General features: G+C 74.3%; 10 protein-coding genes. 2 read left to right on the top strand and 8 right to left on the bottom strand.

Annotation, left to right across the window (positions count from 1 at the left end; all coding sequences use genetic code 11):
• Positions 1-299 precede the first annotated feature (299 nt).
• The 3 genes from M0638_RS19295 to M0638_RS19285 all read right to left on the bottom strand — a co-directional run bounded on the left by M0638_RS19295 (position 300) and on the right by M0638_RS19285 (position 3,627).
• Positions 300-1,547 carry a type III PLP-dependent enzyme gene (locus M0638_RS19295; protein ID WP_248668641.1) on the bottom strand — a complete coding sequence of 416 codons (1,248 nt, stop codon included), beginning with the start codon at positions 1,545-1,547 and terminating at the stop codon, positions 300-302.
• A gap of 391 nt (positions 1,548-1,938) precedes the next feature.
• The gene (gene speB, locus M0638_RS19290) at positions 1,939-2,838 is read right to left on the bottom strand and encodes an agmatinase (RefSeq protein ID WP_248668640.1); all 900 of its coding nucleotides are present in this window, start codon (positions 2,836-2,838) and stop codon (positions 1,939-1,941) included.
• A gap of 234 nt (positions 2,839-3,072) precedes the next feature.
• A complete protein-coding gene (locus M0638_RS19285) occupies positions 3,073-3,627 on the bottom strand; it encodes a CYTH domain-containing protein (protein WP_248668639.1) in 555 nt (184 codons plus the stop codon).
• A 224-nt stretch (positions 3,628-3,851) separates the two neighbouring features.
• On the opposite strand from M0638_RS19285, the gene M0638_RS19280 reads away from it, so the two are divergent.
• On the top strand, positions 3,852-5,342 hold the full coding sequence (locus M0638_RS19280) for an AMP nucleosidase (RefSeq protein ID WP_248668638.1): 1,491 nt from the start codon (positions 3,852-3,854) through the stop codon (positions 5,340-5,342).
• Positions 5,343-5,399: 57 nt separating this feature from the next.
• Here M0638_RS19280 and hslU read toward each other — a convergent pair whose 3' ends face one another.
• Together hslU and hslV are read right to left on the bottom strand one after the other, a co-directional pair.
• Entirely contained in the window at positions 5,400-6,716 is a 1,317-nt protein-coding gene (hslU, locus tag M0638_RS19275; protein ID WP_248668637.1) for an ATP-dependent protease ATPase subunit HslU, read from the bottom strand.
• A gap of 153 nt (positions 6,717-6,869) precedes the next feature.
• Positions 6,870-7,433, bottom strand: a complete 564-nt coding sequence (gene hslV / locus M0638_RS19270) for an ATP-dependent protease subunit HslV (protein ID WP_248668636.1) — start codon at positions 7,431-7,433, stop codon at positions 6,870-6,872.
• 383 nt (positions 7,434-7,816) lie between these two features.
• Here hslV and M0638_RS19265 point away from each other — a divergent pair, with 383 nt between their 5' ends.
• Entirely contained in the window at positions 7,817-9,031 is a 1,215-nt protein-coding gene (locus M0638_RS19265; protein WP_248668635.1) for an MFS transporter, read from the top strand.
• Between the two features lie 71 nt (positions 9,032-9,102).
• On the opposite strand, the gene M0638_RS19260 is transcribed toward M0638_RS19265, so the two are convergent.
• The 3 genes from M0638_RS19260 to M0638_RS19250 form a co-directional block, all read right to left on the bottom strand.
• The gene (locus tag M0638_RS19260; protein ID WP_248668634.1) at positions 9,103-10,800 is read right to left on the bottom strand and encodes an IlvD/Edd family dehydratase; all 1,698 of its coding nucleotides are present in this window, start codon (positions 10,798-10,800) and stop codon (positions 9,103-9,105) included.
• A gap of 114 nt (positions 10,801-10,914) precedes the next feature.
• On the bottom strand, positions 10,915-11,817 hold the full coding sequence (locus tag M0638_RS19255) for a divergent polysaccharide deacetylase family protein (RefSeq protein ID WP_248668633.1): 903 nt from the start codon (positions 11,815-11,817) through the stop codon (positions 10,915-10,917).
• A gap of 566 nt (positions 11,818-12,383) precedes the next feature.
• The gene (locus tag M0638_RS19250) at positions 12,384-13,904 is read right to left on the bottom strand and encodes a S41 family peptidase (protein WP_456316047.1); all 1,521 of its coding nucleotides are present in this window, start codon (positions 13,902-13,904) and stop codon (positions 12,384-12,386) included.
• Positions 13,905-14,051 lie beyond the last annotated feature (147 nt).

The following is a 14,051-nucleotide window of genomic DNA, read 5'->3' as shown; positions in this document are numbered from 1 at the left end:
CCGGGTTGATCGACGGTCGATCAGGTCAACGGCGGCGGCATATGAAGCACCCGGCGCATGGGTGCAAGGATTATCTGCGCCGCGCATGCCGGGCACCGCCGCCCGGCATGGCTTCCCGGAATTCGCTGACGAGAACAGCGGAATTCCGCAGTGGGCACGGCGTCGCCGTGCCGGTCTCCGGGCGAGGACGGGCCGGCCGCGCCGCGTGTCGCCACGCCGCGCGCCGCCGGTCCGTCATCGTCGGTTTCGATTCCTCGCAGTCCCGGCCATGCAATTCGCGTGGCCGGGTGCGTCCCGGCCTACACCGGAACAGCCTCGGCGACGCGCCCGCGCGCCTCGCCGCGCACCTCGACGAGCCGCGTGCCGTCGAAGCCGTTGAACGCGGTGCGCAGGCACGCGCCATAGGCGCCGAGCTGCGCGATCTCGATCCAGTCGCCCTCGCGCGCATCGGCCGGCAGCGGGAACGGGCCGCGCATGCGGTCGGCGCTGTCGCAGGTCGGGCCGAAGAAGACGAAGTCGCGAATCTCCTCCGACACGTCGGCGTCCGGCCGGATCAGGCGCACCGGGAAGCGGAAGCCCGGCGCGCCCCCCGGCATCCCCATGTCCGACAGGCAGCCATACACGCCGTCGTTCAGGTACAGCGCGTCGCCGCGGCGAAGCTGCACCTGCACCACCACCGAGCCGCCCGCCGCGACCAGCGCGCGCCCCGGCTCCGCCCACAGCACGGCACCGGGAAGCGCCAGCGCCTCGAAGGCGGACTCGATCTCGGCGAAGAAGGCGCCCTGCGGCGGCGGCTCCATGCCCGGGTAGCTCACCGGGAAGCCGCCGCCGACATCGACCACCTCGACCGTGACGCCCGCGAGCGCCACCGCCTCGCCGACGAGCTGCAGCGCGCGCCGCCAGGCCAGCGGGTCCATGCACTGCGAGCCGACATGGAAGGACACGCCGAGCCGCGCCGCGTGCGGCCGCGCCGCGCGCAGCAGCGCCGCCGTCTCCTCGACATCCGCGCCGAACTTGCCGGAGAGGTCGTACATCACGCCGTTCCCCGGGCCGCCCGCGGGCAGGGCGAGGCGCACGAACAGGCCGAGCCCTTCCGCCGCGCCCGCGCCGGTCTCCTCGCGGATCTTCGTGAGCTCGTCGGCATGGTCGAGCACGAAGTCGCGCACGCCATGTGTCGCCCATGCCTCGCGGATCGCGCCGCGCGACTTCACCGGGTGCATGAAGTGGATCGCCGCGCGCGGGAACATCCGCCGCACCAGCGCCACCTCGGCCGCCGAGGCGCAGTCGAAATGCCGCACGCCACCGGCCCAGAGCGCGCGCAGCACGGCGGGCTCGGGGTTGCACTTCACGGCGTACAGCACCTCGCCCGGGAAGCCCGCGACGAAGTCGCGCGCCGCCGCCGTCACGGCCTCGGGCCGGACGCAGACCAGCGGCGCCTCGGGCCGGGTCACGGCGACGATGTCGTCCACCGCCGGCAGGGCGGCAGCGGCGGCGCCGACGCGGCGGCGAAGCGGGGACAGGGCGGTACGGGAACGGAGCAGGCTCATGGGGGCGACCCTCGCGACCGGGTGCGCCGTCCGGGCGCTGCCGATCAGGCAGGCCCACGCGGCAATGACGGGGGGAACGCCGCCGGCGACCAGCGCGCGGCGCGTCGGGAAACGGCTGAACCCGTGCGGAACGCCTTCAGGCGTTCCGGTTACGGGTCAGCGTTTGTCGCGATGGGATGACATCGCGCCGGAGCGGCGGAACAACATAGCCGTATCCCTCAAGGACACCGGCCCACGGGTGGCCGGCTCGACCGAAAAGGACGCGTTACGTCGTTGCTGTGCCCAGAAGGCGGGCTCGCGGCACGTGCGAATTGCGTCAGAGCGGCGTTGAGATAGGGCCGTTCTGCGCGGGATTCAAGGCCAATCTCGTGAATGGCGAGTGAAGGGCAGCTCAGCCGCGCGCCCCGAGCAGGGCGAGATACTCCCACACCACCGTCGCCGCCGCGAGCGCGGTGATCTCGGCGACGTCGTAGGCCGGCGCCACCTCGACGACATCCATGCCGAGAAAGCCGATGCCGCCGAGTCGGCGCAGGATCGCCTGCGCCTGCCAGCTCGCCAGCCCGCCGATCTCCGGCGTGCCGGTGCCGGGCGCGAAGGCGGGATCGAGCGCGTCCACGTCGAAGGAGAGATAGGCGGGGGCATCGCCCACCACCTCGGCGATGCGCCGCGCCGTCGCCGCGGCGCCCGCCTCGTGCACCGCCTCGGCGTCGAGAATCGTGACGCCGCGCCCCACGGTCCAGTCCCACACCGCGCGCTGCACCGGCGAGCGGATGCCGATCTGGATGGTCCGGCGCGGCTCGATCAGCCCTTCCTCGATGGCGTGGAAGAACACCGAGCCGTGGCCGTAGCGCTGCCCGAAATTGTCCGGCCAGGTGTCCACATGCGCATCGAAATGCACCAGCGCCAGCTTCCGGCCCGTGCGCTTCGCCAGCGCCCGCAGCAGCGCCAGCGTGATGCCGTGCTCGCCGCCGAGCGCCAGGAGCTGCCCGCCGACCGACGCCGCCTGCGCCTCGATCAGCGCGAGGCTGCCGGCGATGTCGCCGAGCGCGATGGCGAAGTCGCCCGCATCCGAGAGCGACAGCGCCGCCGGATCGACCCAGCCGCGCGGATGCGCGCCGTCCACCAGCATGCGGCTGGCCTGCCGGATCGCCGCCGGCCCGCCGCGCGCGCCGCCGCGGTTGGTGGTGCCGATGTCGAGCGGGATTCCCGCCACCACGAATTCGGCGTCGCGGTCGTGCCGGCCGAGGCCGAGGAAGCCGGGCGGCGTCGCGAAGGTGGGGATGCCGGCCATGGAGCCTCCTGCGGGGTGCGGCGTGGATGTCGGGCTGCTGCCGGGCGCAACGCCGTCGGGGCGTCGGCGATGCACCGCGGGCGGCCGGGCCGCCGGGGGCACCCGGGGCCGGCGCGGCTTATGGCACGGCGCGGCGGCCGACGCAGGCGGGGCGCGTGATCGGCCGCCCCCGGAACGGCCGGGGGCAGGCCGGGCGCCGGCGCCGGAAGACGGGCATGGAGGGCAGGGGGCGGGTCAGGGCGTCTGGGAGTCCGGATGGCCGTCCGCCCGCCCATCCGGGAACGACCGGCCGGCCGGATGCGCCTCGCCCGCGCCCTGCGGCACCGGCACGCCGCCGGCCAGGACGAGCGCCGAATTGTGGAAGCGCAGGTCGCCGGTCACCTCGGTGCCGGCCCAGGGCGGCAGCGCCACCGCCTGGCCGATCTCGCGCAGCTCGACCTCGGCCAGCACCAGCCCGGCGAGATGGCCGCCGAACACGTCGATGCACCAGGACAGCCCGGCATGCGGCACGACGTGCCGGACCTTCTCGATCAGCGGCCGCCGGCAGAGCGTCGCCAGCATGTGCGCGGCATCCTCGGCCGGGATCGGGTACTCGAATTCCGACCGGGCGAGCCCGCCGCGCCCCTTGACGGTGATCCAGCCGCGGCTGCCGGTCGAGCGGACGCGGACCGTGGGCCCGTCCGGCCCGCCGCGTTGCAGGTAGCCCTGCCTGATCTGCTGCCGCTCGACGACGCCGGCCCGCCACCGATCGTCGGCGACGAGGAATTTGCGCTCGATCTCGATCGCCATGGGCCTGTCCGGTGCCGCCGGGATCGTCCGCGGCGGTCGGGGTTGCGCGGCAGTGCCAACGCACATGCCGTGCGATCTGCCGCGGTGCAACAATCCGGTGGTTGTGTCATCAAAGAGTCATGATGCCGTCTCCGGCAAGGGAATTCGCCGGCACCCGCATCCGCGATAGGGTCGCGCCGGGCCTTGCCGGAGCCGTACCATCCGGCCGGAGGATGCTGGCGCACATGACCGATCAGCCGGAGGGCCGCCCCCTCCCGGAGCGCGACACGCTGCCGCCGGAGCAGGCGGTGGACCGGCTCGAGGCCCTCTATGCCGAGGCCGTGCTGGCCGAGCGCGAGGCGCTGGCCCGCTTCGTCGCCGGCGGCGCGCCGCCGGATGCCGCCGAGCGCGCCCGTTTCCGCTATCCCGAGCTTCGCCTTTCCTGGTCGGGCGGCGAGCCGCCGCCGCCGGTCCGCCGCGCCTGGGCCAAGCTGGTGGAGCCGGGCACCTACGCCACCACCGTCACCCAGCCCGCCGCCTTCCGGCCCTACCTGCTGGAGCAGCTCCGCCCGCTGGCCGGGGAGTACGGCGCGGCCCTGACCGTCGCTCCCGGCCGGCAGGAGATCCCGTACCCCTACGTGCTGGAGGCTGGTGACGAGCTGTCCCAGGGCGGCGTTTCCGCCGCCGCGCTGGCGCGGCACTTCCCGGTGCCGATGCTCTCGGCGGTGGGCGACGAGGTGGCGGACGGGCTGTGGGACTTCCGGCCGGGCACGCCGCGCCCCCTGGCGCTGTTCGACGCCGTGCGCGTGGACTACTCGCTGCGCCGCCTCGTCCACTACACGGGCAGCGACTGGCGCGCCGTGCGGCCCTGGATCCTGCTCACCAACTACCAGCGCTACGTCGAGCAGTTCGTGGCGTGGTCGATCGCCGAGCTGGGCCGGCCGGGCTCGCCCTATGTGCGGCTGGTGCTGCCCGGCGGCGGCTCGGTGGCGCGCGGCGACGATCCGGCGGCGGCCGCGGCGATGGCGGCCTCGGCGCCGTGGCAGCGCTTCCAGATGCCCGCCTACCACCTCGTCGCGGCGGACGGGCGGGACGGGGTGAGCATCGTCAACATCGGCGTCGGCCCCTCCAACGCCAAGACGATCACCGACCACCTCGCCGTGCTGCGCCCGCATTGCTGGCTGATGGTCGGCCATTGCGGCGGGCTGCGGGCGAGCCAGGTGATCGGCGACTACGTGCTCGCCCACGGCTATCTGCGCCGCGACCGCATCCTCGACGAGCTGGTGCCGCCGGAGATCCCGCTGCCGGCGCTGGCCGAGGTGCAGGTGGCGTTGCAGCAGGCGGCGGCCGCCGTCACCGGCGATGCCGGCGAGGCGCTGAAGCGGCGGCTGCGCACCGGCACCGTCGTCACCTACGACGACCGCAACTGGGAGCTGCGCTGGTCGCAGGAGCGGCGGCGGATCAACCTCGGCCGGGCCATCGCGGTGGACATGGAGAGCGGCACGCTGGCGGCGCAGGGCTACCGGCTGCGGGTTCCCTACGGTACGCTGCTCTGCGTCTCCGACAAGCCGCTGCACGGGGAGATCAAGCTGCCCGGCGCCGCCACCGCCTTCTACCAGCGCGCGGTGGGCGAGCACCTCGCGATCGGGCTGGCCACCTTCGACATCCTGCGCGGGCAGCTCGGCGCGCTGCATTCGCGCAAGCTGCGCTCCTTCGACGAGCCGCCCTTCCGGTAGGCCGCGAGCGGGGGCGGCGGGGCCGGGAGGGGCGGGCCCTCCCGGCAGGTCTCTCGGCTACAGGATGTAGCGCGACAGGTCCGCCGAGCCGGCGAGCGGCGCCACGCGCTCGCGCACCAGCGCGCCGTCCACCGTCACCGTCTCGCCCTTGCGGTCGCTGGCGGTGAAGCTGATCTCGTCGAGCAGCCGCTCCAGCACGGTGGAAAGCCGGCGGGCGCCGATGTTCTCCACCTTCGCGTTGATGTCGGCGGCGAGGTCGGCCACCGCATCGATCGCGTCGTCGGTGATGGTCAGCTCCACGCCCTCCGTGCCGAGCAGGGCGACGTACTGCTTGATCAGCGAGTGCTCCGGCTCGGTCAGGATGCGGCGGAAGTCGTCGCGGGTGAGAGCGGCGAGCTCGACGCGGATCGGCAGGCGGCCCTGTAGCTCGGGCAGCAGGTCCGAGGGCTTGGCGAGATGGAAGGCGCCGGAGGCGATGAAGAGGATGTGGTCGGTCTTCACCGGCCCGTGCTTGGTGCTGACCGTGGTGCCCTCGATCAGCGGCAGCAGGTCGCGCTGCACGCCCTCCCGGCTGACGTCGCCGCCGCGGAAGCCGCCCTCGCCGGTGCGGGCGCAGATCTTGTCGATCTCGTCGAGGAAGACGATGCCGTGCTGCTCGACGTTGAACACCGCGTCGCGCTTGACCTTCTCGTCGTCGAGCAGGCGGTCCGCCTCGTCGCTCTGGAGCGCCACGCGCGCCTCGGCCACCGTCATCTTGCGGCGCTTGGCCTGGCGGCCGAACATCTTGCCCATCATCTCCTGGATGTTGAGCATCTGCGCGCCGGGCATGCCGGGGATCTCGGCCATGCCGCCGGGCGGGCCCTGGTCGGCGACCTCGACCTCGATCTCCTGGCCCTCGATCTCGCCGTCCCGCAGCCGCCGGCGGAACTTCATGCGCGTCTCGCCCGAGGCGGCCTCGCCGACCAGGGCGCTGACGAGCCGCTCCTCGGCGTTCAGCTCGGCCTTGGCCTGGACCTCCCTGCGCGCCTGCTCGCGGGTCTCGTTGATCGAGACCTCGACGAGGTCGCGCACGATCTGCTCCACGTCGCGGCCGACATAGCCGACCTCGGTGAACTTCGTGGCCTCGACCTTGAGGAAGGGGGCGTTGGCCAGCCGCGCGAGGCGGCGCGCGATCTCGGTCTTGCCGACGCCGGTGGGGCCGATCATCAGGATGTTCTTCGGCACCACCTCGTGGCGCATCGTCTCGGGGAGCTGCTGGCGGCGCCAGCGGTTGCGCAGCGCGATCGCGACGGCGCGCTTGGCGTCGTGCTGGCCGACGATGAAGCGGTCCAGCTCGGAGACGATCTCGCGCGGCGAGTAGTTCACGGTTTCCATTCTGTATCCTTCCGGCCCGGGGACGTGCCGCCTTCCGGCCCGCGACGTCCGCGTCCTGCGTTCTGATCGTGCCGGGGCCGCGCCGCCGTTCCAAGGCCGGCGCGGCGTCTCTCGGCCACGTGTGCGTGTGCGTGTGCGTCGGGCGCGGGCGCCTCAGCGCGTGCTTTCCAGCGTCTCCAGCGTGACGTTGCCGTTGGTGTAGACGCAGATGTCGCCGGCGATCTTCATGGAGCGGCGGACCACCTCCTCGGCGGAGATGCCCTCGACATCCATCAGCGCGCGGGCGGCGGAAAGCGCGTAGTTGCCGCCGGAGCCGATGCCGATGACGCCGTCCTCCGGCTCCAGCACGTCGCCCTGGCCGGTGAGCAGGAGGGAGCGCTCGCGGTCGGCGACGGCGAGCAGCGCCTCCAGCCGGCGCAGGTAGCGGTCGGTGCGCCAGTCCTTGGCGAGCTCGACGCAGGCGCGTTCGAGCTGGTCCGGGAAGCGCTCCAGCTTGGCTTCCAGGCGTTCGAGCAGGGTGAAGGCGTCGGCGGTGGCGCCGGCGAAGCCCGCCAGCACGCGCCCCTGGGCGATGCGCCGGACCTTGCGCGCATTGCCCTTGACGACGGTCTGGCCGAGGGAGACCTGGCCGTCTCCGCCCATGGCCACCTGCCCACCCTTGCGTACGCACAGGATGGTGGTGCCGTGCCAGCCGACGAGGTCGTTCGATTGTGACATGATAGGTTGCGACATGACCCGGCACAGATGGCGCGCCGGCCGGCCCGAGGCAAGCGGGGGCGGCAAGGGGCGGGCCGGGGCGGATGCGCGGCGCGCGGGGCTGGGCGGCGCAGCATGTGGGGGAGGCGGAAGGAGGCCCATCGGCCCTGGCCTGCCGCGCCGATGGCCGGGGGGAGCGGCCGCCGGGTGGCGGGGTTGCGGAGTATCGGCAGGCTCCGGCCGGGCGGCCAGGTTCCTCTTGACGCCCGTTTGGCTTCGGGCGAGACAGGCCCCGCTCCCGTGCCCCCGGAGGGGCCGGCCGTAAGCGTTAACGTCATCCAACGCGCCACCCGACGACGGTCCCGACCCCCATGGTCGGCCGCGTCCCAGGAGAGGCGTGTTCCATGACCGCACATCCCCCGCCCATCCACATTCCGCCCGGCGCCGGCCGCGCGCCGCAGCCCGCCGTGCTGCCCAGCCTCGGGCCGCTGGTGGCGATCGTCTTCCTCGGCTTCCTCGCCGTCGCCATCCCGCTGCCGGCGCTCTCGCTGCACCTGCACGAGACGCTGGGCTTCAGCCCCGTGGTGGTGGGCTGGACCATCGGGCTGCAATCCATCGCCGCCGTGCTGACGCGCCACCGCGCCGGCGGCTTCTGCGACACGCACGGGTCGAAGCCCTCCGTGCTGCTCGGCCTGCCGCTGGCCGTGGCGGCGGGGCTGGCCTACCTCCTCGCCTCGCCGCTGGCGGGCGGGGCGGCGCTGGGCGTGATCCTGCTCGGGCGCGTGGTGCTCGGCCTCGGCGAGAGCCTGTTCCTGACCGGCACGATGAGCTGGGGAATCGCCCGGCTCGGGCCGCAGCGCACCGGCATGGTGATGGCGTGGCAGGGCATCGCCATGTACGCCTCGCTCGGCCTGGGGGCGGCGGCGGGCATCCCGATCCTGCGGCATTTCGGCTTCGCCGGCGTCGCGGTCTGCGCCATGGCCTGCCCGCTGCTGGCGCTCGCCATCGCCGCGCGCCTGCCGGGCGCCCCGGCCATGGGCGGGCGGCGGGCGCCGTTCCACCGCGTGCTGGGGCTGATCTGGCGGCCCGGGCTGGTGCTGACGCTCGGCAGCATGCCCTTCGCGGTGATGGCGAGCTTCCTCGCGCTCTACTACGCCGATCGCGGCTGGGACGGGGCGGGGCTCGGCATCGCCGGGTTCGGCGCCGGCTACATCCTGGTGCGGCTGTTCGTCGCCCACTGGCCGGACCGGCATGGCGGGGTGCGCGTGGGCGCGGCCTCGCTGGTGGTGGAGGCGATCGGGCAGGCGCTGATGTGGCTGGCGGGCGGGCCGGTGGTGGCCGGGCTCGGCGCCGTGCTGACCGGGATGGGCTTCTCGCTGGTCTTCCCCTCGATGGGGGTGGAGGCGACGCGGCACGTGCCGGCGGCCCAGCGCGGGCAGGCGGTGGCCGGGTTCATGGCCTTCTTCGACGTGGCGCTCGGCCTGACCGGGCCGCTGGCGGGGCTGGCCATCGCCCGGTTCGGCTATCCCTCGGCCTTCCTGGCGGGGGTGGCGGTGGTGCTGCTGGCGCTGGCGCTGCTGCTGGGTGGCGGTTCCCGGACGGGACGCGCGGCGCGTTGACGCAAGCGGGGCGCCGCCCCGGACCCCGCCAGGAAGGGCTTTGAACGTATCCGGCGGCCCCGCCGCCCGGGCTACTCGCCTTCCGAGGTGAGGAAGCCGAAGTCGCAGCCGCGATCGGCCTGCAGCACGGTGTCCTGGAACAGCTTCGCGTAGCCACGCGTCGGGGCGTGGCGCGGCGCGCGGGGCTCGGCGGCGCGCCGGTCCAGCTCGGCCTGGTCGACCAGCAGGTCGATGCGGCGGGCGGCGACGTCGAGACGGATCGTGTCGCCGTTCCGCACCAGGCCGAGCGGGCCGCCGGCGGCGGATTCCGGGGCGATGTGCAGCACGATGGTGCCGAAGGCGGTGCCACTCATCCGCGCGTCGGAGATCCGGACCATGTCCTTCACCCCGGCGCGGGCGAGCTTCTTCGGGATCGGCAGGTAGCCGGCCTCGGGCATGCCGGGGGCGCCCTTCGGGCCGGCGTTCTGGAGCACGAGCACGTCGTCGGCGGTGACGTCGAGGTCGGGATCGTCGATCCGCGTCGTCATGTCCTCGATGCTCTCGAACACCACCGCGCGGCCGGTGTGCTGGAGAAGGGCGGGCGTGGCGGCGGCATGCTTGATGACGCAGCCATCGGGGGCGAGGTTGCCGCGCAGCACCGCCGTGCCGCCGGTCTCCTTGAGCGGCGCCGCGCGGGAGCGGATCACGGTCTGGCCGGGAACCTCCTCGGCAACGGCGAGGTAGTCGCCGAGCGTGCCGCCGGCGACGGTGGGCGCGTCGAGGTCGAGGAAGGGGGCCAGCTCCTTCAGCAGCTTCGGCACGCCGCCGGCGTGGTGGAAGTGCTCCATGTAGTGGTCGCCGGAGGGCTTGAGGTCCACGAGGACGGGCACCTCGCGGCCGATGCGGTCGAATTCCTCAAGGTCGATGCGCTGGCTGAGGCGGCCGGCGATGGCGGCCAGATGCACGATGCCGTTGGTGGAGCCGCCGATCGCCTGGAGCACGACCATGGCGTTGCGGAAGGCGCGCGGGGTGAGGATCTCGGAGGGGCGGCGCGCCTGCGAGGTGGCGAGTGCCACGGCGCGCCTGCCGCTGGCCTCGCCGTTGCGCAGCCGCTCGGCGTGCGGCGCGGGGATGGCGGCGCTGTAGGGCAGCGACATGCCGAGCGCCTCGATGATGCAGGCCATGGTGGAGGCGGTGCCCATCACCATGCAGGTGCCGACCGAGGGGGCGAGGCGGCCGCTGATCGTCTCGATCTCGGCCTCGCCGATGCTGCCGGCGCGGTGCTGGCCCCAGAGTCGGCGGCAGTCGGTGCAGGCGCCGAGCACCTCGCCGCGATGGTGGCCGACCACCATGGGGCCGACGGGCACGACGATGGCCGGGATGTCGGCCGAGGCCGCGCCCATCAGCGCGGCGGGCAGCGTCTTGTCGCAGCCGCCGACGATCGCCACCGCGTCCATCGGCTGGGCGCGCAGCATCTCCTCCGTGTCCATCGCCATCAGGTTGCGCAGGTACATGGAGGTGGGGTTGGCGAAGGATTCGCCGATCGAGATGGTGGGGAAGTTCATCGGCAGGCCACCGGCCAGCATCACGCCGCGCCGGATCGCCTCGATGAGCTGCGGCGCGTTGCCGTGGCAGGGGTTGAAGTCGCTGGCCGTGTCGGTGATGCCGACGATGGGGCGGTCCAGCGCGTCGTCCGAGTAGCCGGCGGCCTTGATGAAGGCCTTGCGGAGGAACAGCGAGAAGCCGGCATCGCCGTAGCTGGTGAGACCCTTGCGCAGGCCGCTGGTCATGCTCGTCGCTTCCCTTCTCGCGCGTCCGGCCGCTTGCCGGGCCGGTCGGGCCGAACGCTCGGGTCCGGGCGGGGGATTGTCAACGGCGGGCCGGCCTGTCGGGCGGCGGCAGGGTTAGGGGTTCGACGAGAGGGGTGTGGCGGTCTCGCCCGCGAGTCGGGCGGCGGGGCGCGCGGCGGCTTCCGGCGGCGCTTCCGGCGTGGCCCCCGGGCGGCGGATGAGGGCGGAGACGGGGGCGAGGACGACGCCGCGCGCCTCCAGCCCGGCGGCCCAGCCGGCGATGCGCTCGACCAGCACCGGCGTCGGGTCGCCCGCCAGGCCGAGCGCCGCGCCGTGCTCGCGCGCCAGCCGCTCCAGCTCGGCCAGGCGGCGCTCGATCTCGCCGCGCGTCGCCGGGTCGTCCAGCACGATGTCCACGCCGCGGCCCCAGGCGCGCGGCAGGGCGCCGGGCACGGCGCCGGGGCGGGGGTCGATGTAGAGCAGGCCGCGGCCGCGCAGCACGTCCTGCACCGTGCCGAGCAGGTCGCCCATCGCCGCGAAGCGCTCGCCGCGCATGGCGCCGAGCGCTCCCACCGCGCCGACATAGCCGGCGAAGCGGGAAAGCGACCAGTCGAGGCGGTCGAGGTTCTCGACCAGGGGCAGGCCGGTGAGCAGGGCGTGGTCGCCGGGATCGTTGAGCGGGTAGCCGGCCGGTTCCAGCGGCAGCGAGACCATGACCTCGATGCCGCGCGCCCGGGCCTTGGCCAGCATCGGGTCGAGGCGGACGGCGTAGGGGCTGAAGGCGAGGCTGACGGCGGGCGGCAGGCGGCGGATCGCGTCCTCGGTCATCGCGCCCGACAGGCCCATGCCGGCGATGACGATGCCGAGCCGGGGGCGGCGGTCGGCGCGGTCGAAGGGGCGGGCATAGGTGCGGATCGGCGTGCGGCCATCCGCCGCCACGCGCGGCAGCGGGCCCTGGCGCGATTCCTCGATCAGCGCCGGGTCGGGCGGCGGGATCGCCGGGGCGGCGACCGCCATGGCCTCCGGGCCGGCCGGGGCCAGCGGGGGCGGCTCGGGCGCGGCGGGCGCCGCCGGGAGCGAGGCGACGAGCGGTGCGGGCGGCGGAGCGGGGGTGGCGGCTTCCCGGGGAGCGGGGCGATCCGTGGCGGCGGGTGGCGGCGCGGCTTCCCGGGACCCGGCCACGGAGGCCGCAGGCGTGCCGTTCGGGTCGGCCGTCCCGGGGGCGTCGGCGGCGGAGGCGGACGCGACTGCCGCGGGGCCTTCGGCCTCGGCCGACGCCGCCTCCGGGAGCCGGGCGAGCGCCGGATCGGGTGTCGGCTCGGCTTCCGGTACGACGGGAGGCGACGCGACGGCGATCGGCGCGCCGGGTGCCGCGGCCGGGAGCGGATCGGCGACGGGGAGCGGGCCGCCGGCCGGGCGGCCGGCGGGGGATGGCGGCGTGGGGCCGGGCAGGGGACCGAGGGCCTGGAGCGTCGCCGCACCGGTGCCTACCGTCACCAGCGCGCCCGACCAGAGCCAGACGAGCGCCAGGGCGCCGTGGGAGAGTTTGGCCAAAGGCCCCCCTGCGTACCCTGGCGCGCCGCTCAGCGCGCCGCGCGGCGCTGGGGCGTCGGCGCGGCGGCGATGCCGCGCAGCACGCCGAGCGCCTGCTGGAGCTGGAAGTCGGTCTCCGGCTTGGTCGGGTCGAAGGCGGGGGCGCCCTCGGCGGGCAGGCGCTGCACCCGCTCGGCGACGCCGGGCGGGAGTTGCAGCGGCGGCAGGCTGGTGCCGGCCGGGGTCTGCACGCCGCCCTCGTTGCGCAGCGCGCGGCGCAGGTCGGCCTCGCGCTCCGGGCCGCGCGGCACGTTGGCGGTGGCCTCCTGGCGGGTGGCCAGCACCTCGATGTCGGGTTCGATCCCGGTGTTCTGGATCGAGCGGCCGGAAGGCGTGTAGTAGCGCGCCGTGGTCAGCCGGATGGCGCCGTTGCCGGGCAGCGGCATCACGGTCTGCACCGAGCCCTTGCCGAAGCTCTTCTGCCCCAGCACCACCGCGCGGCGATGGTCCTGCAGCGCGCCGGCGACGATCTCGCTGGCCGAGGCGGAGCCGCCGTTGATCAGCACCACGACCGGCAGGCCGTCGGTGATGTCGCCGGTGCGGGCGTTCCAGCGCTGCGCGTCCTCGGGCCGCCGGGCGCGCGTCGAGACGATCTCGCCCTGGTTGAGGAAGTCGTCGCTCACCTGCACCGCCTGATCCAAGAGGCCGCCCGGGTTGTTCCGGAGGTCCAGGACGATACCGCGCAGATTGTTGCCGGCCTGTTGACGCAGCGACTGCACGGCGCGGCGCAGGCCGACATCGGTCTGCTCGTTGAAGGAGGTGAGCCGGATGTAGCCGATGTCGCCGCCCTCCAGCCGGTAGCGGACCACCTGCGGGCGGATCACGTCGCGCGTCAGGGTCAGCTCGATCGGCCGGTCGGTGCCCTCGCGGCGGATGGTGATGCGGATGGTGCTGCCGCGCTCGCCGCGCATCTGCTCCACCGCCTCCTGCAGGGTGAGCCCCTGGACGGACTGGCCGTTGAGCATGGTGATCAGGTCGCCCGGCTTGACCCCGGCGCGCGCGGCGGGGGTGTCGTCGATCGGCGAGATCACCTTGATGTAGCCGTTCTCCTGCGTCACCTCGATGCCGAGGCCGCCGAACTCGCCGCGCGTCTGCACCTGCATGTCGCGGAAGGAGCGGGCGTTCATGTAGGAGCTGTGCGGGTCGAGCCCCGTGAGCATGCCGCTGATCGCGTTCTCGATCGCGTCGCGGTCGTTCACCGGCTCGACGTACTCGGCGCGGATGCGCTCGAACACGTCGCCGAACAGGTTGAGCAGCCGGTAGGTCTCGGCGCGGCCGCCGCTGGTCTCCTGCGCCCAGGCGCTGATCACCGAGCCGCCGATCATCGGCCCGACCGCGGCGCCCGCGACGAAGGCGCCGGCGGCGAGCGCCAGGGCGCCCGGCCGGAAGCGGGCGCCGCCCGGGGCGTGCCCCTGGGCATCGTCCGCCCGGGGCGCGGCGGCACCGGCCTCGCCGGCCTCCCGCGCGCCGTTCCGGGAAACGCCCTTCGCTCCGAACATCCTGAACTTCATCCGGGTACCGACTCCTCTCTCGCGGCTCACGCCGCGCCACCCGCTTCCGCCCCGTGCGCCGGCCCGGCTGCCGACCCACCCGTCACGCAACATCCCGTCCGCGGACGACCCCGTCACGGGGCGGCATCGGGGCCGGTCCCGCGGGAC

Origin of the sequence: Roseomonas acroporae, from assembly GCF_023223525.1 — a bacterium.
In the GTDB taxonomy this organism is placed as follows: Bacteria; Pseudomonadota; Alphaproteobacteria; order Acetobacterales; family Acetobacteraceae; genus Roseomonas_E; species Roseomonas_E acroporae.
The sequence above is the reverse complement of the archived record's forward strand: the minus strand, read 5'-3'. Positions and strand labels throughout refer to the sequence as shown.